This window comes from Gaoshiqia sediminis (assembly GCF_025907915.1).
Classification (GTDB): Bacteria; Bacteroidota; Bacteroidia; order Bacteroidales; family Prolixibacteraceae; genus Gaoshiqia; species Gaoshiqia sediminis.
Genome location: NZ_JAPAAF010000035.1, coordinates 15,546 through 40,625 on the forward strand (window position 1 = coordinate 15,546; position 25,080 = coordinate 40,625).

The 25,080-nt window shown below is 48.8% G+C and carries 19 protein-coding genes; 4 read left to right on the forward strand and 15 right to left on the reverse strand.

All coding sequences use genetic code 11. The features are described from left to right. The first annotated feature begins 18 nt into the window (after positions 1–18). On the forward strand, positions 19–2,997 hold the full coding sequence (locus tag N2K84_RS16645) for a PEP/pyruvate-binding domain-containing protein (protein ID WP_282592964.1): 2,979 nt from the start codon (positions 19–21) through the stop codon (positions 2,995–2,997). A gap of 16 nt (positions 2,998–3,013) precedes the next feature. Here the strand turns inward: N2K84_RS16645 and N2K84_RS16650 are convergent, their stop codons facing one another. From N2K84_RS16650 to N2K84_RS16695, 10 genes are all read right to left on the reverse strand, one after another. Then, positions 3,014–3,733 (reverse strand): hypothetical protein, encoded by a 720-nt coding sequence (locus tag N2K84_RS16650; protein WP_282592965.1) that lies wholly within the window; start codon positions 3,731–3,733, stop codon positions 3,014–3,016. 118 nt (positions 3,734–3,851) lie between these two features. Next, positions 3,852–4,988 (reverse strand): adenylyltransferase/cytidyltransferase family protein, encoded by a 1,137-nt coding sequence (locus tag N2K84_RS16655; RefSeq protein WP_282592966.1) that lies wholly within the window; start codon positions 4,986–4,988, stop codon positions 3,852–3,854. 141 nt (positions 4,989–5,129) lie between these two features. Then, on the reverse strand, positions 5,130–5,519 hold the full coding sequence (locus N2K84_RS16660; RefSeq protein ID WP_282592967.1) for a GxxExxY protein: 390 nt from the start codon (positions 5,517–5,519) through the stop codon (positions 5,130–5,132). A 12-nt stretch (positions 5,520–5,531) separates the two neighbouring features. Continuing rightward, positions 5,532–6,692: a GDP-mannose 4,6-dehydratase gene (gmd, locus tag N2K84_RS16665; RefSeq protein WP_282592968.1), complete on the reverse strand. Its 1,161-nt coding sequence runs from the start codon at positions 6,690–6,692 to the stop codon at positions 5,532–5,534. 196 nt (positions 6,693–6,888) lie between these two features. Continuing rightward, complete coding sequence (locus N2K84_RS16670; RefSeq protein WP_282592969.1) at positions 6,889–7,638, reverse strand: rhamnogalacturonan acetylesterase; 750 nt, start codon at positions 7,636–7,638, stop codon at positions 6,889–6,891. A gap of 332 nt (positions 7,639–7,970) precedes the next feature. Further along, on the reverse strand, positions 7,971–9,593 hold the full coding sequence (locus N2K84_RS16675) for a glycoside hydrolase family 43 protein (RefSeq protein WP_282592970.1): 1,623 nt from the start codon (positions 9,591–9,593) through the stop codon (positions 7,971–7,973). After that, a complete protein-coding gene (locus N2K84_RS16680; RefSeq protein ID WP_282592971.1) occupies positions 9,590–10,579 on the reverse strand; it encodes an alpha/beta hydrolase in 990 nt (329 codons plus the stop codon). Before N2K84_RS16680 ends, N2K84_RS16675 begins: the two co-directional genes overlap by 4 nt. A gap of 24 nt (positions 10,580–10,603) precedes the next feature. Beyond that, positions 10,604–11,989, reverse strand: a complete 1,386-nt coding sequence (locus N2K84_RS16685; protein ID WP_282592972.1) for a glycoside hydrolase family 28 protein — start codon at positions 11,987–11,989, stop codon at positions 10,604–10,606. 173 nt (positions 11,990–12,162) lie between these two features. Then, positions 12,163–13,401, reverse strand: a complete 1,239-nt coding sequence (locus N2K84_RS16690; protein WP_282592973.1) for a DUF4861 family protein — start codon at positions 13,399–13,401, stop codon at positions 12,163–12,165. Between the two features lie 80 nt (positions 13,402–13,481). Continuing rightward, a complete protein-coding gene (locus tag N2K84_RS16695; RefSeq protein ID WP_282592974.1) occupies positions 13,482–14,903 on the reverse strand; it encodes a glycoside hydrolase family 28 protein in 1,422 nt (473 codons plus the stop codon). Between the two features lie 253 nt (positions 14,904–15,156). Between N2K84_RS16695 and N2K84_RS16700 the strand changes: the two genes are divergently transcribed. Then, positions 15,157–19,491 carry a hybrid sensor histidine kinase/response regulator transcription factor gene (locus tag N2K84_RS16700; protein WP_282592975.1) on the forward strand — a complete coding sequence of 1,445 codons (4,335 nt, stop codon included), beginning with the start codon at positions 15,157–15,159 and terminating at the stop codon, positions 19,489–19,491. A 281-nt stretch (positions 19,492–19,772) separates the two neighbouring features. Here the strand turns inward: N2K84_RS16700 and N2K84_RS16705 are convergent, their stop codons facing one another. Genes N2K84_RS16705 through N2K84_RS16715 form a run of 3 tightly spaced genes read right to left on the reverse strand, consistent with a single transcriptional unit; the run spans position 19,773 to position 20,482 of the window. Further along, a complete protein-coding gene (locus N2K84_RS16705; protein WP_282592976.1) occupies positions 19,773–19,928 on the reverse strand; it encodes a hypothetical protein in 156 nt (51 codons plus the stop codon). Then, positions 19,929–20,081, reverse strand: coding sequence for a nucleotidyltransferase domain-containing protein (locus N2K84_RS16710; RefSeq protein ID WP_282592977.1), 153 nt, complete (start codon positions 20,079–20,081; stop codon positions 19,929–19,931). It abuts the gene before it with no gap. Next, positions 20,078–20,482, reverse strand: coding sequence for a nucleotidyltransferase substrate binding protein (locus tag N2K84_RS16715; RefSeq protein WP_282592978.1), 405 nt, complete (start codon positions 20,480–20,482; stop codon positions 20,078–20,080). Before N2K84_RS16715 ends, N2K84_RS16710 begins: the two co-directional genes overlap by 4 nt. 221 nt (positions 20,483–20,703) lie before the next feature. Between N2K84_RS16715 and N2K84_RS16720 the strand changes: the two genes are divergently transcribed. Further along, positions 20,704–21,141 (forward strand): arsenate reductase/protein-tyrosine-phosphatase family protein, encoded by a 438-nt coding sequence (locus N2K84_RS16720; protein WP_282592979.1) that lies wholly within the window; start codon positions 20,704–20,706, stop codon positions 21,139–21,141. Positions 21,142–21,162: 21 nt separating this feature from the next. Here N2K84_RS16720 and N2K84_RS16725 read toward each other — a convergent pair whose 3' ends face one another. Continuing rightward, the gene (locus N2K84_RS16725) at positions 21,163–22,551 is read right to left on the reverse strand and encodes an aminopeptidase P family protein (protein WP_282592980.1); all 1,389 of its coding nucleotides are present in this window, start codon (positions 22,549–22,551) and stop codon (positions 21,163–21,165) included. A gap of 274 nt (positions 22,552–22,825) precedes the next feature. Here N2K84_RS16725 and N2K84_RS16730 point away from each other — a divergent pair, with 274 nt between their 5' ends. Next, positions 22,826–23,551: a cytidylate kinase-like family protein gene (locus N2K84_RS16730; protein ID WP_282592981.1), complete on the forward strand. Its 726-nt coding sequence runs from the start codon at positions 22,826–22,828 to the stop codon at positions 23,549–23,551. Here N2K84_RS16730 and N2K84_RS16735 read toward each other — a convergent pair whose 3' ends face one another. Continuing rightward, positions 23,552–25,033, reverse strand: a complete 1,482-nt coding sequence (locus N2K84_RS16735; protein WP_282592982.1) for a DUF1080 domain-containing protein — start codon at positions 25,031–25,033, stop codon at positions 23,552–23,554. It lies immediately after the preceding gene. Positions 25,034–25,080: the final 47 nt, after the last annotated feature.

Sequence of the window (25,080 nt, forward strand, 5' to 3'; positions counted from 1 at the left end):
AATTGAAATGATTACTGCATGAACCAGCTCGATGATATTACCCTCGCTTCGATATACAAGCACAAGAAAAACGACCGCGACATTTTTGAGGAGCTGATGCCCACCAAGGTGAAAGAGGTCATGCTGGTGGCTACCTTGTACGATAGCTATTCGATTGTGCGCGAAGGACAATTTACTGAAAAAATTTTCGGGGAATTCCTTCAGCTGAATCTTTATACCTACCCGCGTTTTACTAGTGTGAACTCCGAAGAGGAGGCTTTGAAGATGTTGAGCGTACGCGATTTCGACCTGGTCATTATTATGGTTGGGGTGGACAAGGACATTCCGGTGAAGATGGCTGATGTGATCAACCAGGCGAACAATAATGTTCCGATTTTGCTGTTGGTAAACAACAACGGCGATTTGCGCTATTTCCAGAAAGCTGCCAATCAATTTGCATCCATCGACCAGGTGTTTGTCTGGAACGGCAATTCCAATGTCTTCCTGGCCATGGTGAAATATATCGAGGATAAAAAGAACCTGGAAGCCGACACCCAAAACGGGAATGTCCGGGTTATTTTGCTGATCGAGGATTCTATTCAGTATTACTCCCGCTATTTGCCCATGCTGTACACCAATATCATGACGCAAACGCAAAACCTGGTGCAGGACGAATCTGGTGACGAGCTGCACATGATCCTGAAAATGCGTGCGCGTCCTAAAGTGGTGCTGGTGAGTACCTACGAAGAGGCGATAGCGATGATCAATAAATACCGCGACTACCTGCTGTGCGTAATTTCGGATGTGAAATTCCATCGTAATGATCGGGAAGATGAAGATTCGGGGATTATGCTGTTAAAATATGTGCAGCAGTTTCTGCGTTTCCCGGTGCCCCTGCTCCTGCAAAGCCAGGATGTTAACAATGCTATCCGGGCACGCGAAATTGGCGCCGAGTTTATCAATAAAAACTCCGAAAGTCTTTCAATGGACATTCATAACTTCATTTATAAACGGCTGGGGTTTGGCAATTTTGTTTTTAAGGACGATAAAGGGACGCCTATCATGGTGGCGCATAACTTACAGGAATTTCAGGAAATGTTCAAGGTAGTGCCCGATGAAGCCTTGGCTTATCATGGCAAACGAAATTCATTCTCCACCTGGCTGATGGCCCGCGGGGAGATCAATATTGCCGAGCAATTACGACCTTACCGGTTCGAGGATTTTGAAAGCACACTGGAGCTGCGGTATTTTTGCCTCGACGTTTTTGAGAAAATGCGCCTGAAAAAGCTTCGGGGCCGCATCATTAACTTCGATCCCGGATTGCTGAACTCCGAGCGGTACGTGCTGCGTCTTGGGAAAGGTTCGCTGGGCGGGAAAGGACGTGGTATCGCTTTCATGTGCAACTTTATCGAAAATATCGACTTCAAAAAAATTATCCCCAACATCAATATCCGCATTCCTGCAACCGCGGTAATCGGTGCTATCGAGTTTGATAAATTTCTCGAGCTGAACAATTTGTATGAGGAAATATATAGCAGCAACGATTATGAACATATTAAATCCATGTTTTTGGAATCGGAGCTGAGCGATAGTTTACAGGCCAGGCTGATGGCTTATGTCGAGAAAGTGATGAGGCCTTTGGCTGTCCGTTCTTCGGGTTTGTTTGAAGATTCGTTGCTGCAACCTTTTTCGGGTGTGTATGCCACTTACCTCATTCCGAATAATCATCCCGATGTGATGGTGCGTTATTCTCAATTGCAAACGGCTGTTAAGTTGGTGTATGCCAGTATTTTTACCGATTCGGCAGTTTCGTATTTCGATGCGGTGAACTATAAAATTGAAGAGGAAAAAATGGCGGTGGTTATACAGGAGGTGGTTGGGCACGAACACAACAAACGCTATTATCCATCCATCAGCGGGGTGGCCCAATCGTATAATTATTATCCGGTGTCGTACATGGAGCCACAGGATGGTTTTGCCGTTGCGGCAGTTGGCCTGGGCATGTACGTAGTTGGCGGGGAAAATGCGTTCCGTTTTTGTCCGCGATACCCAAATATCAACCCAAGTAGCATCAAAGACCAGGTGCGCGATTCGCAACGTGAGTTTTACGCCTTGGATATGCACCGAAGCGGGATTGACCTGGTGCATGACGGGGAGGATGCTGCCATACTGAAACTCCCGATACGTGAGGCAGAGGTTGATGGTACCCTGGAACACAGCGCTTCGGTGTACGATCCTGAAAACGATGATCTCGTCCCCGGCGTGGGGATTAGGGGGCCCCGGGTAATCAACTTTGCCAATATTCTCAAGTACAACCACCTTCCGCTGGCCGAAACCATCCGTTTTTTATTGCGCTTGTTCCGTGAAGCGATGGGCTCGCCGGTAGAAATGGAATATGCGGTTGACCTGGAAAAAGGCGAAGATGGCGTCCCTACGTTTTACTTGCTGCAAATAAAACCATTGATCAGGCACGAGGAAGAGCTGAAAATTGACCTGGGTGAAATGGATAAATCAAACACCTTGTTGTTTGCCCGTAGGGGGATGGGCAACGGTCAGATTAGTGGCATCCGGGATGTGATATACGTCTCGGACGAAAAATTCGATAAAACAAAGACTAAGCTCATCGCGCAGGAGATCAATCAGTTTAATAAAAAGATGGACATTGCCGGGAAGGAATATCTGCTGATCGGTCCCGGACGGTGGGGGTCACGCGACCCATTTACGGGTATCCCGGTAGCCTGGGCTCAAATTTCTAAAGCCCGTGTCATTATTGAAATGGGCCTGGAGGATTTTCCACTCGAAGGTTCGTTGGGCTCACATTTTTTCCATAACGTGACCTCCATGAATGTTGGTTATTTCTCGGTACCCCACAACAGTAGTGATGCGGTGATGAACCTGGACATGCTGAAAGAGCAAACCGTGGTGGAGGAACTTAACTTTGTGAAACATATCCGGTTTGAACATGATCTTAAAATCCTGATGGATGGCCGGAAACGTGAAGCGCTGATCAGCGTGTAGACGGATGGTCGGGAATTTAATGAACCCACTGGGCAATTAGCTGGAGCCATAGGGTTGCAAGGATAATGGCAATCAGGAAAATGCCCGTGTGCCCAATCAACGGCAGCGGTTTCTTTTGATGAAGGGCATACCGGCTGTAGGTCAGAATTCCGGCCACACTTCCGGAAAGTGTGATGGTCAACAATGTGTAGCTGGAGGCAGTCGGGATTGGCCAAAAAAGAACGACAAAAATTAGCGCATTGAATAAACCGGCAAAGAGGAAGGGCATTTTCCGGTACACCACAGCAGCATGGTAAGCAAACATGAACAGCAAGACAAAGCCGAATTGGATGAGGGCATCCAGCCAGGGCGCCAGCGTGGAGAAAATGGCTTCAGGCCCGTCTTCGCCACGAATAACCAACAGGCCGGCAGCAAAAAATTTGGCAAACTGACGGAGATAGCGATATCCATGCCCGGAGTCGATCACCAGTCCCGAAAAAAGCAAAACCACCATGGCCGATATAAGCGGATGAAGCTCATTGAAGCCTTGGTTGTTGGTGCACAGGGCTATAGCCAGGGTTATGCCAATAAACATGGAGATTCCGCCCAGGGTGAGGAGCGGAATGCCCGGAAAGGCTTTTTCAGGGAACGCTTTGAAATTTTTTGCAAAAGCCACCTTGGCCACCGAAGGTTGAATCAGAAAGATGATGCTAAAGGCCAGGCAAAAGGCTAAACCCGATAGGAAAAACTGGGACATTGAAATAAGGTGTTTACAAAACCGGTTTGAAAAATTTTGAGTCAATGCTTGCATTACCCATCTAAATGGTTGCTACTGCATCCTGTATTCTAAAAAGACGAAATTTTTTTTGAGGGCTTTACCGCCGGATACGGACTTGGATGGCATTGGGAATCGGTTTGTCCGATACCAGTACCAGGTAGCCCCCGCCACCAGCCCCACTCAGTTTCCAGCCTAAAGCCGTATCACGATATTGTTCAATTTGTTCGTTGATTTGCTCATTTACCATGTTGGGAAATAGTTGAATTTGTGCTTCGAAACTTTTCCTGAAATAGTGCCCAAAAGCATTCAGGTTTTTTTGCAGAATGGCATCCCAACAACCCAGGGCAGCATCGGCCAGCGCTTTCGCGTTTTCAGCATTAATTGCCGTATCGGCCAGCACGTCATAGCTCCCGTTTCGCGGAGAAAGGGTGATAAACCACAGGTGACGTTCGATGAAATCGAGTACTTCTTTGTTGGATTGGGCGGTAATAGCAGATGGCCAGTATTGGCCGGGCTCATAGTCGAGTTTGTTAACGCCCGGAAAGACGATGCCAATGGCATCCTGCGAGCCCGAAACATATTTTGTTCCGGGTGGGTTTTCAAAACTGAACAGGGTTTTGGCGAGCAGTTCGGTGTCGCCTTCGGGGATATCGGTCTTCCAAAGCTGAATGGCTTTTTTCCGGGTGCTGCTCGACATGCCGCTGCGGTCGTTAAAATCGTAGTCAGGTTCAATGGAGATGGTAATCACCGGACCGGGATGGTGCTGCGACACAAAAGGCTGATCGAGCCAACCACCTGCCAGATCGAGACGAAAAGGGATACGGCACTCACTGCGTAAAGCTGTCGTCGAGCGCACCGGTAGTCCCTGGTGTGGTTCGCGCTTGCTCACCAGTAACTCGATGCCTATTTCAGCACATAGTTTCTGTTTGTCGGGGGTGTAGCCATCTTCATTTACAAAGAAGATGTCGGGTTTCAGTTGTCTCACTTCCTGTTCGAAGTCCATCAGGCCCGAGCCGGAATTGATCCAGGCATCCGTTACGTACCGGATCGCACGCACCATGTAGAGTCGTTCTGCATCCGTATTGATGGTTTTACGGCCTTTCAGGTTAAATATGGTTTTGTCGGAACCCAGTCCAACATACAGGTCGCCATGTGTTGCTGCCTCGCGGAAAAAGGCCACGTGCCCCGAATGGAGCATGTCAAAACAACCGGAAACAAATACTTTCTTCTTCATGTTGCTGTATGATTATTTTCCTAAAATTCAAAGATAAAGACCTGCGGTCTATTTTCTGTCCACAGATGGTCACAAATAAACACAAATTACAGATAACCGATATTACTTACGCTGTTGACAGTTGCGCAGTAAAAACGATACCTACCTAATCACCCGTTTATATTGCAGTCTTGTTTTGCCAAAGTTCACCAATAGGGCCAATTTCATACCTGTTGCTTTCAGATAATTTAAAGCCTGGGCTGTATGTTCTGAATTTAATTCATTCACTGCTTTGAGCTCAACAATAATTTGGTCGAAACAAATAAAGTCAGCTTTATATTTCTTCTCGAGCAAATATCCTTTGTAATAGATGTCCAATATTTTCTCCCGAACGAAAGGAATTAATAAGTCATGAAGCTCCAGTACAAGGGCTTCCTGATAAACAGCTTCCATAAATCCCGCACCCAATTCATTATGGACATTCATACAGGCGCCAATAATTTGGTAGCTTTCCTCGCTTAATGGATAATCATCTGTGTTCATTAGTGGCATCTGTGGAATAATCTATTCAAAGTAGTTCATCACCGTATATCCACCTTCTTTCAGCCAGGCATCTTTTTGCATGAGCTTAATGTCCGATTGCATCATGTCTTTCACCAGCGCGTTCAGGTCGTACTGTGGTTCCCAACCCAGCACGGTTTTTGATTTTGTGGGGTCGCCAATCAGCAGATCGACCTCGGTGGGCCGGAAGTAAGCCGGATCGACCTCTACGATTGATGCTTGACGTTTGATGACTTCAGCGATCCGGTTTAGATAATCGGAACCTACCTTTTCGTGGAACAGGTTTTCATCTACATGCGTGATAAACCCTTTTTCGCTTGCGCCTTCACCGGTGAAGCTGATTTCCAGGCCAATCTCGGCCCCGGCCAGCTTCACAAAGTCGCGGATGGTGGTGGTAATGCCGGTAGCAATCACATAATCATCGGGCTTGTCTTGCTGTAAAATCAGGTACATGGCTTTAATGTAATCCTTGGCATGGCCCCAGTCGCGCTTGGCCGACAGGTTGCCCAGGTATAGTTTATCCTGCATGCCCAACGCAATGCGGCTGATGGCACGGGTAATTTTTCGGGTGACGAATGTTTCGCCGCGGATCGGCGATTCGTGGTTGAAGAGGATGCCGTTGCTGGCATGCATCCCGTAGGCTTCGCGGTAGTTCACGGTAATCCAGTAGGCGTACATCTTGGCCACGGCATACGGCGAACGCGGGTAAAAAGGAGTGGTTTCGCGTTGCGGAACTTCCTGTACCAAGCCATACAGCTCACTGGTAGATGCCTGGTAAATACGCGTTTTTTGCGACAGCCCCAGCAGACGAACGGCCTCCAGGATGCGCAGGGTGCCAATCCCGTCGGCATTCGCCGTGTATTCGGGCGTGTCGAAACTGACTTTCACATGGCTCATTGCTGCCAGGTTATAAATTTCGTCAGGCTGAACTTCCTGGATGATGCGGGTCAGGTTCATCGAGTCGGTCAGATCGCCGTAGTGTAAAATCAGGTTGCGGTTTTCCACATGCGGATCCTGGTAGAGATGGTCGATGCGGTCGGTGTTGAACAGCGACGAACGCCGTTTCAGTCCGTGAACGATGTAGCCTTTTTTCAACAAATATTCGGCGAGGTAGGCCCCGTCTTGTCCGGTAATCCCGGTGATGAATGCGATTTTTTGTGACATGATCTAATCTGCTGGTGTTATTTTGAATAATTGAGTGTACAAGTTTACAATATAAAATTGAAAGTAGGAAGATAAAAATTCAGTGGTTTATGTTTGAGAAATCCCAATAATATAAAAAAAAGGAAGGAAATTGCTTTCCCTCCTTCATCTAACCAAACACGTGTGACTGGCACACAAAAAAACACATTATCAACAACTATTTTTTTAGATATTCTTCCAGCAAATGCAGTTTTTTCAATTCTCCGACAACCATAGAAGCCACTTCGGTAGCTCCGGTGTGACAGAAGTGTGTATTGTCCTGAACGCCATTGGGGTAGTTGGCATTTTCCCCGGCTTCGAGCCAGAGATACAGTTTTTTCGACTCCTCGGGGCCCATATCGGTCATTTTCTGTTCGGTGAGCAGTTGCAAGTCTATAAACGGTACATCCAAATCGGAGGCCACCATCCTGACAACCAGCGGATAGTTTCCGTGCGTGTCGATTAGGCTGCCTTTTTCGTTAAAGTTGCGGCGCACCACCGAAGTCAGCAAAATCGGGATGGCCCCTTTTTCGCGGCTTTCGCGTACAAATCGCTCCAGGTTGGCCCGGTACGTTGTGAATGGATTGGTAAAGCGGTCGGGGCTTTGATCTTTCTGGTCGTTATGCCCAAACTGGATGAACACATAGTCGCCGGGTTGAAGCTGGTTGTACACTTTTTGCCAGCGCCCTTCTCCGATGAAGCTTTTTGAGCTACGCCCGTTAACAGCATGGTTTTCAATAGTCACCTGTTCGTTGAAAAAATCTCCGAATACCATTCCCCAGCCGGTTTCGGGTGCTTTTTCGGGTGCTTTGTTGGCCATGGTCGAGTCCCCAATCATGAAGATCCGGACATTCTTTTCACCGGTTTCCCGAAATGCGGTGATCAGAGCTATTACCAGGACTGCCAAGACAATTAATTTTGTTTTCATATTTTGGGTTTTAAGTTTCAAGTTTCAAGTTTCGGGTTTCAAATTTCAAGTTCCAGGTTCCAGGTTCCAAGTTTCGGGTTTCCTGTTTCCCATCGTTAATCGCAAATCGCTAATCGTCAACCGCATATCTCTGCGTCTTTGTTCCTTTGCGGTGATTTGAGTTTCAAGTTCCAAGTTTCAAGTTCCAAGTTTCGGGTTCCAGATTCCAGGTGTTTACTCCGGCTACTGCCGGATCCAGGTTTCATATCCATGAGCAACAAATGACTATGAATGACTAATGACGAATGACCAGTTTACCAATCCCCAATCATCAATCATCAATCATCAATCCCTTATTCCACCCGGAACCAGTCAACATCCACATAACCACAATCATTGGTTAGGGTTGAGCTGGTTGCAAACAGTCCCATCTTAGCACCAATCCAGCGACCGGCTGCCGGTTGGAAATCTGTACCAAAATCCTTGAAACGCTTGCCATTCAGACTATAGCTGAACGTAGCCACGGCATCATGCGTTGGGCTGTTGGGGACGTGTTTTACCGTCACTCGCAGATAGATTTCTTTTTGGTCGATGTCTATCGAAGCTTGTTCTTCTTCTGTGCCTCCTGTACGGGCTTTTATACAGGTATTTTGCACCAGTTTCACGGCGCCGTCTACTTGTTTCAACCCGATATATGAATAATCCTCTCCCATGATCAGCAAGCCGGTGCGGTCGCCTTCTTCGTGGTTAAAGAAATTAAGTTTGGTGGTTGCGGTAAAGTCGGGAGCCGGAAATTTTTGCAGGAACAGGTTCGGCAATTGCCACAAGCTCACATAGTCTTCGGGTTGTTGAATGCAGTTGAGGCGCAGGTAGCCCAGGTTGGCCGACATGTAGCCGAAATAGACTTCGGGATTGGCATGCCATTGCCATTGCAAGCCCCATTCGTGGGTGTTAAACTCGTCGGAAGTTACCAGGGGAGTGGCCGGATATGTTTTGCCAACATTCGGTTTGGTCCATTCGGCAACCGGCTCGCCAATGCCATCTTTGTTGCTGTCCACACCAGGGATAGGCCATCCATCCACCCAGGTTACCGGTTGCAGGTGAATAATACGTCCGTAAGCCCAGCGGTCCTGAAAATGGTAAAACCAGCTGTCGCCGTTTTCCTGTACCACCAATGCTCCCTGGTGAGGTCCGTTGATGTTGGTGTCTCCCTGGTGAAGCACGACTTTCATTTCGTACGGTCCCCAAATGTTTTTGGAACGCATAGCCAATTGCCAGCCGGGTTTTACACCACCGGCCGGGGCCATGATGTAATAGTAATCGCCATGCTGGTAGAATTTCGCTCCTTCGCAGGTGGTATGGCCGTCGTGACCATCGAATACCATCACGCTATTGCCAATGGCTTGGGTTCCGTCAGCGGTTAGCTCGGTCATCATGATGACGGTTTTTACGCCTGCACGACTGCCTGCGAAAGCGTAAGCCATATATGCTTTTCCGTCTTCAGCCCAAATGGGGCAGGCATCAATCAGTCCTTTGCCTTCTTTTACCATGACCGGTTCGCTCCAGGGGCCTTTCGGATCTTTGGCTTTCACCATGTAAATACCAAAATCGGGGTCGCCCCAGTAAATGTACAATTCACCTTCGTGGTAACGGATAGAAGGCGCCCAAACACCATTTCCGTGTTGCGGTGTTTTAAAGTGGTCAATCGGGTATTGTTGTTCCAGGGCGTAACCAATCAATTCCCAGTTGACCATATCTTTTGAATGCAGTATCGGCAGACCAGGTGCGCAGTTAAAACTTGAAGCCGTCATATAGAAATCGTCGCCTACCCGGCAAACGTCCGGGTCGGAATAGTCGGCAAACAAGATCGGGTTTTTGTATTTGCCGTTGCCCAGGTCGGCGTTCCAGGGCTGGGCTTGAACCGTGGCTGCTACCAGGAGTACACTGAGAAATGTGAAGAATGATTTTGCTGTCATAATCCTTTAGTTTTATTGAAAATTGTATTCAGGAAATCCCGGATATAGCCGTGTGTTTCGTCAAACCAAGGGTGGAACAACCAAAATGGATGAGGCGTATCGGGAATTTCATGAACTTCATTATAAATGTTATTTGCATTCAGAATGCTTAACAGCGAATCCCGTCCGGCATGAAAGCGGGGCAGGGCGCTGTTTATATACAGCGTTGGCGGGGTGTTTTTATCCACGTAATTGATGGCAGAAGCATCTTTCCAGAGCTCCGGCTTTTCGTTGTAGGTGGCGCCAAAAAACATGGCCCCGGCCGAAGGTTTATCGGGATTGGTATCTTTGGCGCTTTCGTTTGGGTCGGTAAAGTCAACCACCCCGTCGATGTTTATCAGCGCCTGCACGCGGGCGGTGTGTGCCGGATAAAGCGATGCCGGGTCGTCAAACGTAGTCAAATGACCGGTAGTGGCCAGCAGGCTGGCCATGGTAGCACCCGACGAGCAGCCCAGCACGGCAATCCGGGTGGTGTCGATGCCATACAATTGGCTGTTGTGCTTCAGAAAACGGATGGCCTCTTTCAGGTCGTGAACGGCAGCCGGGTACAGTGCTTCGATGGAAAGCCGTTGCCCTACCGTGGCTGTTACATAGCCGTCTATCGCCAGCTTTTGGGCAAGCGGTACCAGATGCGATTTGTTTCCTGAGCGCCAGCCTCCGCCGTGGATCATCATTACCACCGGGCGGCATGTTTTGTCGCTGTTGTTGGGAAGAAAGACGTCCATGCGTAGCAGCCGGTTCTCGCGAACCCGGTACACCTGGTCGGGCAGCGAAAGGACTTTTTCCGAAGCGAATGGTTTTACCGGCCGGGCTTGGGGAAAATCCTTTTTAATCTTTTGGAAGGTGGAATACACTGCGAACGATGTGTCTTGCGGAAATTCGTTTTGGGCCATTGCCATCAACGGGGCGATCAGAAGGACGAGAAAGTAAGTTTTTAGTTTCAGCATGATCTGATGATTGATTGGGTGACTTTAATAATCGTAATCCGAGCTTGGGTTCAACTTCAGCTTTTCGGGTTCCCAGCTGACCGATTTTCCATCAACTGAAACCTGGATTAAGTTGATGTTTTCGGCATAATCCACAAACACACCACGAGAGGCACTATCGACCCTGAAATTTTCAATCGTGAAACCGTGCACTTTTTTCAGCTCGTGCCCTTTGATGTAAATGCCGTAGTTGTTGGCCTTTTTACACGTCACGTTGCTGATGTAAATGTCCTGGATATTGGTTGGGAATTCGGTGCCTTCGTTGTGATAGTTCGAAGTAACCATAAAGCAGTCGAGCACTTCGCCAAAATGTACGTTGTTGACGTAAATGTTGGATAACTCGCCGCCACGGTCGGGGTTCGATTTCAGATAGATGCCGCGTTTCAGGTAACCGGCATAGTCGCAGTTTTCCACAAACACGTTGCGCACCCCCGACGACATTTCGCTACCCATTACTACGGCGTGCAGCCCTTTGAAGTGGCAATTGCGGATGATGATGTTTTCGCTGGGGCGTAGCATGGCCCGGCCTTCGTGGTCGCGTCCGGCTTTTACGGCCACATTGTCGTCGTTGTTGTTGAAGGTGATGTTTTCGATCAGGATGTCGCGTGAATATTCGGGATCGATGCCGTCGTTATTTTTGTTTTGGGCATCGTAGGTGAGGCCGCGCAGGGTAACGTTTTCGCACATCAGCAGGTGGATACACCAGAAGGGCGAATCTTCAACCCTTACATCTTCCACCAAAATATTCTTGCATTCGAACAATTGCACCAATTGCGGTCGCAGGTAATGTCCTTCACCAAACTGTCGTTCTTCAATCGGCACATTTTGATGGTTCATGCCGCGCGAGAGTTGCTGGTCTTCTTTCTGCCGGCTGTGCCAGGGAGCAAAAGTTACCGAGCCTTCTCCGTCGATGGTCCCCTTTCCGGTAATGGCAATGTTTTCTTTTTGGTAGGCATAAATGAATGGGCTGTAGTTGTAGAGCAGGGTGCCTTCCCAGCTGCTTTTCACTACCGGGAGGTACGAAGCGGGGTTGGTTCCGAAACGGATGGTAGCTCCTTCTTCCAGATGAAGATTGAGGTTGCTTTCCAGGTGAATGGGGCCATCCACCTGGTAGGTGCCTGCCGGGAACACGACCTTGCCGCCGCCAGCAGTTTTGCAGGCCTGAATGGCAGCATCAATGGCCGGTTTGCTATCTGTTACAGAGTCGGCAACAGCGCCAAAATCAGTCACTTTAAACGTTTGATCCGGAAAGTCAGGGGCCTGGATGCGGGCCAGGATTTCTTCTTTGCTGTCGAGCCGGGTTTTCGGCGCATGGCAGGAAACCAGAAAGGCAACAAGGAAAAGCAGGAGCAGGTTATAAATCTGTTTCATTTGGTTTGAGTGCTGTTTCGGTTTTTATGGTGCGAAGTGAAAAAATCGGCTTCGGCATTTTATTCAGGCGACGGTTTTTTGTTTCCGTCTGTCAAAAAAAGCATCAAGTATCAGGGAGCCTTCTCCCTTTTCTCTATCAACCAAAACCTGGCGCCCTGATACTTAGATTTGCTTTATTCGTTTATTAGCCCGGCATCGAGCAGGGCCAGTTGTTTCTTCAGGAAAGTTTCAAATTTTTCAATCGAATCCATTTTCGATGCATCCTGCTCCCATGCTGCACCATAGAAGTAGGTCAGCTCGTTGTTGGTTGGCTTCAGTACCACCACATGGCTGTATTTGTCTTCGGTCACTTCAAGCAGATCGCTTTTCTTATAGAAAATGGCCATGCCCATGTGGTCGTTGTGCAAGGTTTGAACACCGAACGTGGCCAGATAAGCCCAATCTCCTTCGCTGTCAGAATTCAACACGCTGGTGTTGGGCAGCTTTACGATTCCGGTAGCCAGATTGTCCATCGGGGAGCTGGTTTTCAGATGGCCTTTGGTCAGGTAGCTTCCGGCGCGGATGGACAACTCGGAAACCAGGTCGGTTTTGCCTCCGGCGTACTCCCAGCCATAGTATTTGGTGGTTAATTTCGATTCGAGCAGGCCACTGTAGGTCACTTCTGTATAGACGCTGTCGGTTTTGGCTACCCGGTTGGCAGCTGAATCAGCCCAGTGGGCAATAGAGCCAATACCCAGTGCGTTGCCGACTTTCAGCACATCGGTGCCCCAGTCGCACATTTCGTGGTACGAGTCGAAACCGTCGAGGCCAACACCCTGCAATACGAGTGTGTCCACTTTTTTGCCGAAGATGTCAACCGCATTGCGCCAGTCGAAGTAAAAACGGTAGCCGATTTTGTCCGACTCCCAGCCTGGTCCTTCGTAGCGGATGTCAAATGAGTGGTCGGTATGTTTCTCGTCCATCCATACTGACGTAACATTTTTCCAGGTACCTCCTTGATATTCGTACTGTTCGTTGCCATTGTTTTTGGTTACCCAAACCCATTCGCCGCCTTCTTTCACCGAAATTTCGGCCTGTGTTTTTTGCGGAAAGTCAGTTCCTTTTCCGGCCACAAGGGTCAGTTTTTTTTCTTCACCGGCTGCAAAATCGGACTGAATGAGCAGCGCCGCCGGAGCATTGTCTTTTACGATAATCTGAAACGGAATTTCAGTTTCTCCGTCCAGAATGTGAAAGCCGGTAGTTTGCATCGAAGCAATCGATTGCATTACATCGGAAGAAGAAAGCTCATAAGTCAGTTCGGAAACTGGTTCTCCAAGCGGGTTGCTAATGGTGAGGGTTTGTCCTTTTTCCTGCTGCGAACAGGCAGCCAGTAAAAGTACAGCAAATAAAAAGTTAATGAATCGGAATTTCATAATCGGTTATTTTTTTGAGGTTAATGTATTGAAATTCCCCGTCCGACCTGTTGCCAGGCAGACAGGGAATAATTCAAGCACTAATATAACTCAACTTTTTCGTTATTGATAAAAACGTTATTCAGGTTCAGATTTTTTACATCACGGATCAGGCTGATATTTTCAACGCCTTTGAAATCGCAGTCGCTGATGAAGATATTTTCAACAGCGTTTTCACCCGCTATCCCCTCCAGACGAAGACCGTATTTGGCAGGGGTTTTTCCGGTCATATCCGCTGTGATGTTCGAAACATACACGTTGCGAACCATGGGCGGGTAGTTGCCCTGGCCTTCTTTCGGGTCGTATGAGCAGTTAATGCGGATAACGGCATCCTTCACCTGGCCGACTTTGATGTTGCGAACATATAGGCCGTCGGTTACACCACCACGATGGTTGTTGGTTTTCAGGCGGATGGCGCGATCCAAATGGGGGCTGCTCATTTCGCAGTTTTCGGCGAAAATGTTGCGGGCACCACCCGAGATTTCACTGCCGATTACCACGCCTCCGTGTCCTTCGAGCATTTTGCAATTGCGGATCAGCACATTTTCAGTTGGAATGTTCGGTTTACGGCCATCGGAATTACGGCCTGATTTGAGGGCAATGCAATCGTCGCCGGTATCGAAAATGCAATTTTCAACCAGCACGTTTTTGCACGATTCAGGGTCAAATCCGTCTGAGTTTGGTCCGAGGCTTTCGATGTGAACACCGCGGAAGATGATGTCTTTTGATAGGATGGGATGAACCACCCAAAATGGTGCATTTACGATTTTAATATCTTCAATTTTTACCGAAGTGCAATGGATGAAGCTGATGAACTGAGGGCGCAGGTAATGCCCTTCGCCGGCCTGGCGTTCGAACAACGGCGCTTCTTCGCGTTCCCATTTGTCGAGCAGCGGACGTCCGGTTTCGAGCAGTTGGCTGGGCATGCCTTCTTTCCATCCGTATTGAGCCTGGCCTTTCCAGGGCCACCAGGTGTCATTGCTGCCTTGTCCGTCCAGTGTTCCTTTGCCGGTGATGGCAAAGTTGTTTTGCCCGTTGGCGTAAACAAGCGGCGAATAGTTAAAGCAGTCATTCCCTTCCCAGCGGGTTTGTACCAAGGGCAGATAATCTTTCGGATTGGTCGAGAATTTCAGTAACGCACCTTCCGAAACGTGCAGGTTGACATCATTTTTCAGGTGAATGGCACCAGTCAGGAAGGTTCCCTTCGGAACGAGTACGGTACCACCCCCTGTTTTTGAGCAGGTGTCGATGGCTTTTTGAATTGCTTCCGTATTCAGGGTTTCTCCGTCGGCAACCGCGCCAAAATCAACAATATTGTAGGTTTTATCTTTGAAGGAGGGCTCCTTCATATTAGCGATAATCTGGTAGATTTCTTCCCACTTTTGGGTGTCCTGTTGCGCGCTTACCAATAAGGTTGCGCAGGAAATCAGGAATAAACTCAGGGCAAATTTTACTGTCTTCATGTGTTTTAAGAAATTGAATGGTTTACATGGATTACGAAGGAAGCTTTCAAAAAGGCAGCCTTCGCCCTTAAAAACTAACGTGTCAAAAGTAAGTTTTACAGCACAGATCTACTGGTGACAAAATGATTGTTGAGGGGGTACGAATTGTCGTTTGTTTTGAAGTATAAGCTTTTTATCCTACTTTTCGCATCCGAAAAATCAGGCGCCAGTGAAAATTTTTGGTCACATACTTTCTTTCTTCCTCCTGACTATCATGGCACTACAGGCAGAGGCCATCGATATTGAGCGTTTCGAGGTGCTGAATACCAGTGATGGCCTTTCGCAAAATTCGGTGCAAAGCATCTTTTGCGACAGTCGTGGCTATATGTGGTTTGGTACCATGGACGGCCTGAACCGTTACGACGGCTACGAGTTCAAAATTTTTAAAACCAATTTTAACGATCCATATTCGTTGACCAACAACCGCATTGTTTCCATTTGGGAAGACCGGCAGGGCTTTATCTGGCTCGAATCGCACGACGGGCATTATCATTACCTGGATCATCGTACCGAGCGTTTTTATTCTTTCCCCTCCAAAACTGAGCCCGGAAACCCGCGAAATACGCGAATTACCTCTTTCCTGGAGCATGAAGGTGCAATCTGGCTGGGTACCTCCAATGCCGGTATTTACCGGTTGAGATTGCCTGATGAGGACGGCATCTACCAGGTGGAAACCCTGGATAAGGAGAGTGATGGTTTGTCAGCCGACTCGGTGCGCTTTGTAGTGAGCGACCCGGATGGCGGTGTCTGGGTTGGGACTAATGCGGGACTGAATCTGTACCAATCGGACACCGAAGTCAAAGCCGGTTTGCGTGTCTATATGGAAGAACGGTCCTTTACCTGCGGTGTGGCTACTGATAACGAATTGTTTTTAGGCACCGAAAGCTCCGGTATTTTACGGATTGATCTTCAGCAATATGAAGTTTCGGCATTGCCGGTATCCGACTTTCGCGACAATGTTACTGTGATGCACCTGACAAGCAACGGCATGCTGGTTGCTGGCACCAATCGTTCGGGACTGCTGGTTTACGACCCGGCAACCGGAGACGAAAAACGATTTATGCCCGGCCAGTATATTGAGGACGTTTTTGAGGACAGCCGTGGGAATTTGTGGGTCAGCACCCTCAGCTTTGGCATTACCCGCATTGACAATCAACTGGAAAAGTCTGCTTTCCACGAACTGGTCCCTCGCGAAATTCAATCGCTGGTGGATTTGCAACGGCAATATCTTTTTGAAGACAGCGACTCAATCCTATGGGTGGCTACGCATGGGGGCGGGTTGGGGGTATTCAACGAGAAAAGCCAATCGTTTCAGTTTTTCCGAAACGATCCCAACAATCCAAATTCGCTCAGTTCCGATATTGCCTATTGTGTAGCGCAGGACCAGTCGGGACTGATTTGGGTGGGCACCGGTCAGTTTAACGGAGGAGTGAACAAAGTGATTCCGGCTAATCCGCTTTTTCGCCAACTGAAAGTTGAAAAGACGATCTCAAATTTGTCTGACAATGTGGTGCGTGCCATGATGCAGGACCGGGGAAACAACATCTGGCTGGCTACAAAATCCGGCCAATTGTATGTGTACGATACCAATTTCCGCTTGCTGAAAGAGTTTCCCGGCATTCCGACCGGAAGCGGGAATCTGCCTCGCTTCAATGTATATGCCCTGTTGCAGGACAAAGATGGGTTTCTCTGGATAGGCTCCAAAGGTGGGGGGCTGGCCCGTAGCCGAAAGCCGCTGCATCAATACGCCTCGTACAACGACATCATTTTCCGTATTTATCGCTACGATCCGGATAGCCCGGTAGCGCTGGCCGACAACAACATTTACGCATTGATGCAGGACCGGCAGGGGCAAATCTGGGTGGGCACCTACGGAAAAGGCATCAACTTAATTGACAAGCCAGGAGCAGATCCGTTGACTTTTCGTCTGGTTTCAACCGAGAACAGCAACCTGTCGAGCAACGAGGTGAGGCAGATCTTTGAAGATGCATCGGGCAACATTTGGGTGGCCACCACCTTCGGGCTGAATCAGCTGGTGAGCGCTTCGGATGCTGACACGCTGCGCTTCCGTTCGTTCTTCTATGATGTAAACGATCCGCAGAGCCTGAGCTACAACGATGTGGTCCATATTTTCGAGGATTCGGACCGGCAGCTGTGGTTTGGTACATTCGGTGGCGGGCTCAACCGCCTGCAACGCTTAACGGATGAGCAAGCTATCTTCAATCTGGTAACCCGAAAGAACGGGCTGATCAGTGATGCCGTGTTTGGCATCCTGGAAGATGAAAGCGGTAACCTTTGGCTAAGTACCGAGAATGGCATATCGAAGTATGAAGTGGAAACCGGCCAGTTTTATAATTTCGACGAAAATAACGGGTTGCAATGCAGTAATTTTTCCGAAGGTACCTGTCTGAAGTTGAACGATGGGCGCCTCCTGTTCGGTACGTTGGATGGCCTGCTGGTGGTTTCAAATAAGGAGTGGAACCCTGAGAAGTTCCAACCGCCGGTCGTGTTCACCCACTTTTCCATTTTCAACCAGGATGTGTCGTTCCGGGCCGACGATTCGCCGCTTCAAAAGCACATCAACTATACCGATCACGTTGTGCTGAAGTACAACCAGTCGAGCTTTAGCATCGAGTATGCTGCCCTGAGCTTTTTCGATCCGCGGAAGAATGCCTATGCCTACACGCTGGATGGTTTTGATCAGCAGTGGTACGATGTACGCAACGAACGCAAAGCTTCGTACACCAATCTCCCCCCCGGTGAATATACCTTTTTGGTACGGGCGGCCAATTGGGACGGCACGTGGTCTGACACGCCGCGCGAACTGAAAATCACAATCCTGCCGCCCTGGTGGCGCACCCATTTGGCTTACGTGGTCTATGTGCTGCTGTTTTTGCTGGTGGCCGAGGTGTCGCGCCGTATCTTCACCAAATACAATCGCCTGCGCACCGACCTGCGGGTGGAACGCAAGGTGAACGAGATCAAGCTGAAGTTCTTCACCAACATCTCCCACGAAATACGCACCCCGCTCACGCTGGTTCTGGGGCCGCTGGAAGATATGAAACGCATGGCCGACCTTCCGCCGCAACTGAAAACGCCCATCCAAACCATGAGCAACAACGGCAAACGGATGCTCCGGCTGATCAACCAGTTGCTGGATTTCCGCAAAATACAGAACCAGAAAATGCGACTGAAACTGCGGGAGGTGGAACTCACTGCCTTTGTGCGAGATATTTGCCACAACTTCGAACAGATGGCCCGGCAGCGCCAAATCCGCTTTTCCTGCCCGTCCGAAGGTCCGGAAGTGCGGGTGCTGGTGGATCCGGAAAAGATGGACTCGGTGCTCTTTAACCTGCTGTCGAACGCCTTTAAATTTACCCCGGCCGGAAAACAAATTGCTGTGCGCATTATTCCCGACGACAAGGGGCGCCAGGTGTCGGTGGTAGTGGAAGACGAAGGTAAAGGTATTGCCCGCGAAAAGTTGCCTTTGCTGTTCGAGCGCTTTACCTCGCTGACCGACGAAAATGCCGACTTCAGCGGAACGGGCATTGGGCTGGCCTATTCGTACGAGCTGGTGAAGTTGCATCACGGCGATATTGCGGTGAAAAGCGCCCCTGGCGAGGGCAGCAGCTTTACCGTAAACCTGCTGCTGGGTAATGCGCATTTTTCGAAAGATGAGCTGGCCGGCCTTCAAAACGAAGACCTGCGCCATTTTTCTCATGCCGACGAGTTTGAGCCGGAGTGCAAGGAGGAACAACAGGCTTCTGCTGTTCAGCCGGAGCCGCCGGAAACGGAGCAAACGGTTTTGCTGGTGGAAGATAACCTGGAAATACGCAACTACCTGGCATCCATTCTGGCCGGCCGCTACCAGCTGCTCCAGGCCGGCAACGGCGAGGAAGGCCTGGCCCTGGCCCGCGAGAAGCAGCCCGACCTGATTGTGACCGACCTGATGATGCCCGTGATGGATGGCATCAGCATGACCAGGCTCATCAAAAACGACTTCGCGCTCAGTCACATTCCCGTGGTGATGCTAACAGCCAAGTCGGCCCTTGACGACCAGCTCGAAGGCATCGAATCGGGCGCCGAAGCTTATGTCATGAAGCCTTTTCATTCGGAATATCTCAGCACGGTGATCCGCAACCTGCTTTGGCAACGGCAAAATGTGCTGGGCTATTTCAACAAAAACAACCCGTTTAAGGGCGATCTGAAAATCACCAACCGCGACGAAGAATTTCTGAAAAACCTGGTTGAACTGATTGAAAAAAACTGTCAGGATGCCGACTTTAACGTGGATGCCCTGGTGAAGGAGACCTCCCTCGGGCGTACGGTTTTTTACAACAAGGTGAAGTCGCTCACGGGCATGTCGCCGGTAGAATTTTTGCGCAACACCAAGCTGCAAATCGCGGCCCAATACATCATGGCCGGTGGCTATAGCGTTTCCGAAGCTGCTTACCTTTCGGGCTTTAACGACCTGAAGTACTTCAGCAAAAAGTTTAAGGAACGTTACAACTGCCCGCCCAGCAAGTTTAAAGAGGGCGGGGGCGAGTAAGAATTTTTCTTTTTTACCCATATTAAGTCCTTCACGGGGCTGTCGGAGAGGCCAACTAATTTTCACAAAAACTGTTTTTACCCGAGCGGATGGGCAGGATATTCTTTCGGAGATGATCCGTACCTCAATCAGACAATATACATAGTATTTCTAAAAATTATCTAAGTTTTCTGTTAGTTAGCTAAGAAAAACCTAACAGAAAGCTCAGAGAAAACTAAGAGAAACTCAGACTCAAAAGCGAAGGATGTACGAAGGAAGAGTAAACCGAAAGCAAACTTTTTTTAGTCTTCTTTGCGGTAAAGTACTTTTCCTGCCCGGTTAATGTGGTCGATCAGGTTATCGGATTTCAGCAGGTGGAAGATGGAAATGTCGAATAAATAGGGGGTGTCTAGTTCGTCGATGTCCAGCCATACGCTCGCACGGATTTGTTCAGTCAATTATGTTCCTTTCAGGGTGATGTCAATATCGGAGCCTTCGCGGTAGTTTCCTTTGGCCCGCGAACCGTAAATGATCACCTCTTCAATTTCCGGGTAGTTTTCAAATACCGAGCAAAGCAGACTGATGGTGGTTTCGGATAATCCAAATTTCATAACCAGAATTTCATTCTTGATCGAAAGGCTTTGAACAAGTCGAGATAAACGGTAACGATATTCGAAAATTCGGTTTCCAGAATTTCCGGGTTGTAGGTGTGTACGGTTTCATTCCGGCTTTTAATCATGTTCATCCACTCCTGTCCGTTGGAAATCAGCCCTTTGTTAAAGGCTTCCCGGGTCACGCTCCGCGAGCCTATCAGTTCCTGAATTCCCTCGTATTCCAGAAAATCTTTCATGGTTTTCCAGGCCAGCTCATGGGTAAATTCAAACCGTTGAATGATACCTTCCTTTACCAGATCAATTGGATTATCATGATAATAAGCAATACCATTTTCCAACTGATGAAGGGCATTCTCGAAATTTTGAAACCGTTGTTTCCATCGGATATCCTGTTCCATATCTTTCGGGGACTTGGTTGATTTAGGCAAATATACACATTTAGTTGCGGCTGCTCATTCTTCGTCCTACTCAAAAGGCCAAAGGGTGTCCGGCCTGATAAGCTGTTGAATAACAGGTGCCTTTTGTGTCAAGAAGTTTCAAAACAGCTGGTCGCCTGTATCCTAAGCAATCAATATTCAGTATTTTACAGCAGTATAGTGTTTGACCAAAACAACGAAAGATGAAGATTCTGTTCCTTTGTTCGGGGGCCGGTTCGTGCCGTAGCCTGATTGCCAAAACGATCCTGGAATCGATTGATGATCGCCTGGAGGTTTTTGCGGCGGGCACTGCGCCGGTGAGCGAGCTTAATCCGGTGGCTTTTGAGGTGATGAAGTTCTTCGGCTACCCGATGGCGTCGGAAGAAATACGACCCTTGGATGATTTTAAAACGATGGAGTTGGAATACGTGATTACCCTGTGTGACGGGACAAAAGAAGAGTTCGACCGTTTGTCGCTCACTTACAGGAAGAAACTACACCTGGGATTTGCCGATCCGGGCAAAATTACGGGCAGTTCTTCCGATCAGATTAAAGCTTATAAAAGTTACATTGAAGAGATAAAAACGGAACTCGATTATTTTTATCACCGGATTTTGAAAAAAGAAAAGGCTGCGGAATGAGCAGCCTTTGCTATTTTAGAATTAACCTTTCACGGTGGCTTCAACTTCTTCCGGTGTGATGGGTACCCGTTGGCCCAGCAGTTCGCTGCCGGCAGCAGTTACCAGCAGGTCGTCTTCGAGACGGATGCCTCCAAAGTCGCTGTAGCTTTCCAGCCGCCCGAAATCAATAAAATCGGTATTGATTTTTTCGTGCTTCCATTTGTCGATGAGCGCCGGGATAAAATAGATGCCGGGTTCGTTGGTAATCACAAAGCCGGGTTCCAGCTTTTTGCCCAGGCGCAGGTAAGCCGTGCCAAACTGGTCAACCGGGCGGGTTTCATCATCGTAGCCCACATAAATCTGACCTAAGTCTTCCATGTCGTGTACATCCAGTCCCATCATGTGCCCCAGTCCATGCGGAAAAAACAGCGCATGCGCGCCATTCCTGACGGCCTCATCCACATCGCCTTTCATCAGACCCAATGCTTTCAATCCGGCTGTGATCACGCGGGCCGCTTCCAGGTGCACCGACAGGTAAGTTACGCCAGGCCTGGTCAGTTCGGCAGCCCGGTTGTTGGCCGCCAGCACAATCTCGTAGATCTCGCGCTGCTTTTGGGTAAATGTACCGCCAACAGGCGTGGTGCGGGTAAAGTCGGAGGCGTAACGCAGGCTGGTTTCGGCGCCGGCATCTACCAGCAACAGTTTTCCTTTTTTCAGATAATTGGAGTGGTCGTGGTTGTGCAGGGTCTCGCCGTTTTGCGAGAGAATGATGGGGAAGGAGGGCACACTGCCGTTGGCCAGCGAAATGCCTTCGATGGTGCCGGCTATGGTTTGCTCCCAAGCGCCGGGTTGGGCCATTTTCATGGCCGTAACATGCATCTGGTAACCGGTAGCGCAGGCCTTTTTGATTTCTTCAATCTCACAAGCTTCTTTTACCGACCGCAAGGCGATCACTGCTTTGATTAGTTCGAGTGAAGCGTATTCTTTCTGCTTCTGGGCATGGATGCCCAGCAGTTCCTGAAGCAGCAGTTTGTTTTCGGCACGGTAGGGCGGCAGGAAATGGATTTTGCGCCCCTGGCGGATGGCCTGATTGATGGCGTCGAACAGCTGGCTGTAAGGGGCGGTTTGCGTGATACCCACTTTCGCTGCTTTTTCCTGCAAGCTCACTTGCGGCCCCATCCAGATGATGTCTTCAATATCCACATCATCTCCAAAGATAATTTCGTCACCGCTTTCCACATCAATTACCCCGGCCAGGCGTTGGAAACCGAGGCCGAAGAAATACAAAAATGTACTGTCCTGCCTGAAATGAAAGGTGTTGGCGGGATAGTTCATGGGCGAATCGACATTCCCTAACAAGAGTATCAGGCCATTTCCCAGCTTTTGTTTCAGCTTTTTTCTCCGTTCGGTATAAATTTTTTGATCAAACATAGGTGCTGATTTTCTGATTTAACGATTTGGTGCATGATTTGCCGATCCGGAGTGTCTGCCTGTCTGAAATTTCATTGGCACGAAGGCAGCACCAGCAGGTTGTTGTTCCGAAACCGGACACGAAAGATAAAAATTAAATGGAGATGATTTTATGATTTTTTCCCGAACTAACAGCTAATTTACAAAAAGTTTTCCGATAAGTTGCCTACTGCCAAACATATAACATAAATTAAGACGGTCCGTAAAATCATTTACAAACCCAAAATCCCGAGTCATGGAAAACACAAATACCTTGGTGAATTATATGAATAAGCGATTTGGCGAGTTGGGCAAAAAGGATGAGATGAAGCCTCAAAACGCCGGACCTTTTATTACCATTTCGCGTGAAGTTGGCTGCGGTGGTGAACATCTCTGCAACCTCCTGGCCGATGAGTTAAACAAGCATGTGTATTGCAAACGCTGGCAAGTCATCAGTAAGGAGGTGCTGAGCCACTGTGCCGAAGAACTGAAAATTGCCCCGCAAAAGGTTCACCGGCTGTTTTCCACCGGCGAACATTATGCGTTTGATGAAGTTATCTCGGCGTTTACCGACAAGTATTATAAAAGTAACCGGGTGATTGTGAAAACGGTACGCGAGGTGATCCGTAATTTTGCGTACGACGGTTGCTGCATCATTTTGGGACGTGCTGCCCATATTATTGCCGCTGACCTCGACAATTCGTTGCACCTGCGTTTTATGGCTCCGCTTGAATGGCGGATTGACGCAATTTCAGAGCGTTTCAAACTATCCAGACCTGAGGCCTTGAAATACATTCAGATAAACGAAAAGGAAAAAGACATTTACCGGAAACATTATCTCAAGGACAAAAATGCGCATGAGCATTTCGACCTGATCATTGATGTTTCCCGGTTTACGACCGAACAGGTGGTGCGTCTTATTGTTGCCGCTTTCGAAATAAAAGGCATACCGGAAAAAATGAAAAAAGTACCCTATTTTTAATCATCCGGTTATATGAGCCGGCAGGCCTTTCTTCTGTACCGGCTTTTCTCCGTTGGGTTTGGGCATAAACATATCTTTCCAGGTGAGGCCTAGTTTTTCGGCCATTTCAAGTGAGTATTCCAGGCGTCCCAAGTCGTTGCCAGCATTGTTGGTGCCGAAGGTGAACTTCACGCCGGCCTCCTTCGCTTTACGCAGTATTTTTTCTGAGGGGAGCCTGAACCGGGAATTGATCTCCAGCGCTACGCCGTGGTCGGCCAACACTTTCACAAAGCGGTCGATGCGTTCGTCGGTCCACAATTCGTCATACTTACCGGCAATCACCTCGGGCAGATAGGTCGGGTTTACATGAATGTCAACGGGCTCCTGCGCGATGACCGCTTCAATTTTGCCGACCAGTTCGTCCATAAAGGCCTGTTCGTCGTCCACGAAGGTTTCTTCGGGAATCCACAGTCGCAGGCGTCGTCCTTTATGGTCGGTCCAGGTCATGGCATCGGTGAAAACGTAGTCGAACCGGGCCACGGCTTCGGGCGAAAACAGGGTGACCCACTCGCGGCCCTCAGCTTGCATGCCCCGGAAAATGGGTTGCGCCTTCACCGTATCCATATACATATACAATGAGGCATCGTCGGTAACCGGGAACTTCAGCCCGCAGTTGGGGGCGATCCCGTAATTGATCCCCAGTTTCATCGAATTCTCGGTGGCCTGTTCAATGGTCAATCCGCCTTTCAGATGGGTGTGGAAGTCGATCACCGGGAAATTGGCCAGGTGCAGTTTCGTAATTTTCGTGTCCCATGCCTTGTCGGTGTAAGGTTCCCGTTTTTGGTCTTCCGGCAAAATTTTTAAGCGGATGTCTTTGAAGTAAGTGGTACTGTTCTTGTCGTGTGCCTGAAGGGCAATACGGCCGCGGTCAAATACCTTGTATTTGTCATTTTCGGGGCGGTAAGGCTCATCGGGTTGAATGTAATCCACCACCTTAGTCCCGTTTATGCTGATTTCTACCTGGTTTTCAATCACCTTAACGGTCACTTCAAACCATACATTGTCGGGTACCGTTTGAAAAAAGACGTTTCGGATTCCGTACAGGCTGCCGGTTTTTTTCAGTTCACGGAAATCGCCGCTTCCTTCGTGCGAATTGTTGATTTGCACTTCGTAGCCTTTCAGTGGCCAGCCGCGTTCCTGTTCTTTGGTATGAAAGAAGATTCCCGAATTGGCGCCGGGACGGGTCATCACCATTGCTTTCAGTTCGAAGTTTTTATAGATGCCCGATTGCGGATCTCCCATGTAATACAAATGGGCACGGGGGCCACTACATACAATGGCTCCTTCTTCCACCCGGAACGATTCCGGGTTTTCCAAGGCGGTCCAGCCGTCCAGGTTTTCACCATTAAACAGATTATGCCATTTATTTTCGTGGTTGGTAGTGCAGGAAGTGGCGGCCATTAATAACATGAACAGCCCGGATAGCAGGGATAATTTAGCCATGATGGATAAGTTTAGCAGGTTACGTTGTAACAAAGATAAACTTCCTG

Excerpts from the sequence above, each read along its gene's own strand:
- N2K84_RS16690 (WP_282592973.1), bottom strand. The coding sequence starts at position 13,401 with ATGAAATTCCGATTCATTAACTTTTTATTTGCTGTACTTTTACTGGCT.
- N2K84_RS16660 (WP_282592967.1), bottom strand. The coding sequence starts at position 5,519 with ATGCCACTAATGAACACAGATGATTATCCATTAAGCGAGGAAAGCTAC.
- N2K84_RS16650 (WP_282592965.1), bottom strand. The coding sequence starts at position 3,733 with ATGTCCCAGTTTTTCCTATCGGGTTTAGCCTTTTGCCTGGCCTTTAGC.
- N2K84_RS16715 (WP_282592978.1), bottom strand. The coding sequence starts at position 20,482 with ATGGAACAGGATATCCGATGGAAACAACGGTTTCAAAATTTCGAGAAT.
- N2K84_RS16710 (WP_282592977.1), bottom strand. The coding sequence starts at position 20,081 with ATGAAATTTGGATTATCCGAAACCACCATCAGTCTGCTTTGCTCGGTA.
- N2K84_RS16725 (WP_282592980.1), bottom strand. The coding sequence starts at position 22,551 with ATGTTTGATCAAAAAATTTATACCGAACGGAGAAAAAAGCTGAAACAA.
- N2K84_RS16700 (WP_282592975.1), top strand. The coding sequence starts at position 15,157 with ATGGCACTACAGGCAGAGGCCATCGATATTGAGCGTTTCGAGGTGCTG.
- N2K84_RS16685 (WP_282592972.1), bottom strand. The coding sequence starts at position 11,989 with ATGAAACAGATTTATAACCTGCTCCTGCTTTTCCTTGTTGCCTTTCTG.
- N2K84_RS16675 (WP_282592970.1), bottom strand. The coding sequence starts at position 9,593 with ATGACAGCAAAATCATTCTTCACATTTCTCAGTGTACTCCTGGTAGCA.
- N2K84_RS16645 (WP_282592964.1), top strand. The coding sequence starts at position 19 with ATGAACCAGCTCGATGATATTACCCTCGCTTCGATATACAAGCACAAG.
- N2K84_RS16670 (WP_282592969.1), bottom strand. The coding sequence starts at position 7,638 with ATGAAAACAAAATTAATTGTCTTGGCAGTCCTGGTAATAGCTCTGATC.
- N2K84_RS16695 (WP_282592974.1), bottom strand. The coding sequence starts at position 14,903 with ATGAAGACAGTAAAATTTGCCCTGAGTTTATTCCTGATTTCCTGCGCA.
- N2K84_RS16655 (WP_282592966.1), bottom strand. The coding sequence starts at position 4,988 with ATGAAGAAGAAAGTATTTGTTTCCGGTTGTTTTGACATGCTCCATTCG.
- N2K84_RS16735 (WP_282592982.1), bottom strand. The coding sequence starts at position 25,033 with ATGGCTAAATTATCCCTGCTATCCGGGCTGTTCATGTTATTAATGGCC.
- N2K84_RS16720 (WP_282592979.1), top strand. The coding sequence starts at position 20,704 with ATGAAGATTCTGTTCCTTTGTTCGGGGGCCGGTTCGTGCCGTAGCCTG.
- N2K84_RS16680 (WP_282592971.1), bottom strand. The coding sequence starts at position 10,579 with ATGCTGAAACTAAAAACTTACTTTCTCGTCCTTCTGATCGCCCCGTTG.
- gmd (WP_282592968.1), bottom strand. The coding sequence starts at position 6,692 with ATGTCACAAAAAATCGCATTCATCACCGGGATTACCGGACAAGACGGG.
- N2K84_RS16730 (WP_282592981.1), top strand. The coding sequence starts at position 22,826 with ATGGAAAACACAAATACCTTGGTGAATTATATGAATAAGCGATTTGGC.